At 25.9% G+C, this 2,647-nt stretch carries 6 protein-coding genes; 5 read left to right on the top strand and 1 reads right to left on the bottom strand.

Annotation, left to right across the window (positions count from 1 at the left end; translation table 11 throughout):
• The first annotated feature begins 155 nt into the window (after positions 1 to 155).
• The 5 genes from A8C32_RS09505 (at position 156) to A8C32_RS09490 (ending at position 2,333) form a co-directional block, all read left to right on the top strand.
• On the top strand, positions 156 to 434 hold the full coding sequence (locus tag A8C32_RS09505) for a hypothetical protein (protein WP_069830207.1): 279 nt from the start codon (positions 156 to 158) through the stop codon (positions 432 to 434).
• 4 nt (positions 435 to 438) lie between these two features.
• Positions 439 to 675, top strand: coding sequence for a hypothetical protein (locus tag A8C32_RS09500; protein WP_205635383.1), 237 nt, complete (start codon positions 439 to 441; stop codon positions 673 to 675).
• A gap of 774 nt (positions 676 to 1,449) precedes the next feature.
• The gene (locus tag A8C32_RS20610) at positions 1,450 to 1,605 is read left to right on the top strand and encodes a hypothetical protein (protein ID WP_165605818.1); all 156 of its coding nucleotides are present in this window, start codon (positions 1,450 to 1,452) and stop codon (positions 1,603 to 1,605) included.
• Positions 1,574 to 2,065 carry a hypothetical protein gene (locus A8C32_RS09495; RefSeq protein ID WP_069830205.1) on the top strand — a complete coding sequence of 164 codons (492 nt, stop codon included), beginning with the start codon at positions 1,574 to 1,576 and terminating at the stop codon, positions 2,063 to 2,065. Before A8C32_RS20610 ends, A8C32_RS09495 begins: the two co-directional genes overlap by 32 nt.
• 1 nt (position 2,066) lies before the next feature.
• Positions 2,067 to 2,333 (top strand): hypothetical protein, encoded by a 267-nt coding sequence (locus A8C32_RS09490; protein WP_069830204.1) that lies wholly within the window; start codon positions 2,067 to 2,069, stop codon positions 2,331 to 2,333.
• Positions 2,334 to 2,342: 9 nt separating this feature from the next.
• Here A8C32_RS09490 and A8C32_RS20605 read toward each other — a convergent pair.
• On the bottom strand, positions 2,343 to 2,647 hold a 305-nt coding region (locus tag A8C32_RS20605; RefSeq protein WP_165605817.1), incomplete at its 5' end, for a hypothetical protein.

Raw genomic sequence — 2,647 nt, 5'->3', positions numbered from 1 at the left:
ACTATTATGATACAGGCATTTTAAAAGAAAAAGGCTATTATCGTAATGGTAAAAAATATTATGCTTGGATTGTTTACGATAGACAGGGTAACGAAATAAAAAGAGAGTATTATAATAATGGTGTTATTGTTAATGAATAGATTGGGTTTTAAATTATGAGAATTCCTATTCTATGTTTTATTGTAGTTTTTGTGTGTTCATGTAAGACTAAATTAATAGAAGTTCCTGATGTTGTTTATGAGAAAGTAGAATATTATCCTCACGACCATAATCAACCGTTGGGGGATGATGTAATTGTTGGTTTTGTTAAATTACCAGATGGAAAGATGTTAATTTCGGCTCCAGTTAAATTAATTGTTAACGATTCTACATGCGTAAATGCTTATTCAGACTTTGATGGTCAATTCGCTTTTTTATATGAAAAAGAATGGTAGTTGGATGTATTTTAAAGAGAATGATTGTGATGAAAAAATCACATACAGAAATGGAGTAAAATGGGGTTCTTATAGCTTTAAAAATAAATTTAATAACATTACGGGCCAATATAAAAAAGGGGGGAAAGCAGGTATTTGGATTAGTAAAAGTTCTTTTTTAGAAATAATAACTAAAGAGTTTTATAAGAATGGTAAATTAGATAAGAAAGAAATAATAACTGAAACGATTTTGATTAAATAAAAAATTTAGGCTAATCAAAAAGCTTTTGGTAATGGCAATGGAGAGCTATGCAATATGATATAAAAACCTATTACACAGAATAACTATGAAATATAATTATATTATATATTTTTTCTTTTCGTTTTTAAGTTTTTCTAGTTGTTTTGGAGGTAAGATGATTATAGAGGAAGTTGAATTGATTGAGGAAGTAAAGTTTTTAGATGCTGTAACTCTAAACGAATCTTTACGTAATATATTTGAGTATAATCTAGTTTTATCTGTCAGTGTCTAGCCTTTCCTAAATAAGCATATATTAAAATATATTTTAATTACTCATTTCTTATAATTACAAGCACTAACTAATATAATTCTTAATGCTTCCTTAAAATTATTTTAATCTTTTCGATAAAGTGTTATAAAATTTATTTGCAAATTTACAAACTCCGCTCTCCGTTTTTAAACATCTACAAATCAAGGTTTTTTAATGATCTTCTCTGTATACTATCCATAAGTGTCTTGCGCTTTTTAACATATATTTTATGGGTTTCCCGTAGTAAAGCTACGGTTTTTGTGTAAAAAACACATGTTCTATTTTATATAAATTGTAAGCTTAAACACACATAAATGATTATCTGTATTTATTTAGCTACTTTAGTCGACTCAATTAAAAATAGTTTTTTATTAATCAATACGGTTTTTATGTTTAGTCGTAAAATAAAATAATATTAATCCAAAGAAACAACAAGTTATTATTTAGTACTTTAAAATTATTAACCAAACTTAAAGTATTAAAAAATGAGAGACTTAAAAGTATTACTAGTTTTAACAGTATTATGTACTGGATTACTAACATCTTGTACTAAACAAGAATTAAATGAAGAAGATCAGTTTAAAGAAAATTTCCAAGGTGTTGATAGAGGTGTTCAACGACCAGGAACTCAAGGGCAGTAATAGCACGAAGAAGTCAAATATTCGAATTATTGGTTCAATAGTAGTTGGATTATCTGGAGTACTGTTATTTTTAGATAAAATATTATCATTAACGGGAATAGAAGGTAGTAATACTTTTGGGTTTTCAAACTACTCAAATTTTATATGGGTATTAACTCAAGGTATTGCTCCTATAATTTTAGCATTAGGAATATTATTACGACCATACTTTTTGTCTGTATTAATTCCTGTATATTGTTATTCTATTCAAATAATTTGGATTTTTCAACCTCAATATTATTATGATAACGAGTACTTACATTTTTACGCTATAGGTTCTTGCTTTATTTTTGTTTTATTGTTTTTATTTATAAATAAGGTTTCCAGAATAAAACATAAAAATAATTTAGAAATAGAGCAGTTCATTGAAAAAGCCAATACTTTCATGAAAGAAGTTGATAAATCTTTAATTAAAAATTAAAATGCAGGAATTAAATAAAGAATTAGGTAGGATTTTAGATCAATTTAAGGATGAGAATATTGATTTACAAATAGCTATAGAAAAATTTAATTGTCTTTTTTCTAAATTTAAAGAACAAACAGATTCTAACGAATATTTAATTAATTCTTTGGAATTTGAATTCTCAAAAATACTAAAAAAACTATCTCATATTAAAGGTGTTAATTCTAGATTAGAAAATCGAAAAGAAACCAATGTTGAATTAAGACGAGAACTTGGCTTAATTTAGGTTTAACAATTATCTTAGTTTTTTTAAACATTTTATTTCCCTCATAATGCCATTTTCTGCATCTAGTCTTTCAGATTTAATAAATTTACTAACAATAGGTATTTCTCTAACTTCTTTTTCATGAAGTAAAAAAGCGTCACTTATTATTCGTTTATGTTCATCTGTTAAATTTCCAGAAAGTACCGTTTCGTCTTTAGTATTATTATAAATAGAATTTTTAAGACTCCATATAGAAGCGCTATTAGGAAACGATTCTACAAGTTTTTTAAGTTGTACTGGTTTTAAACTTGTTTTCTTTCCGCCTTTTATATCGT

Source organism: Flavivirga aquatica (genome assembly GCF_001747085.1).
Taxonomy (GTDB): Bacteria; Bacteroidota; Bacteroidia; order Flavobacteriales; family Flavobacteriaceae; genus Algibacter_C; species Algibacter_C aquatica.
Note: the sequence above shows the minus strand (reverse complement) of the source record. Positions and strands in the feature narration are given on the sequence as shown.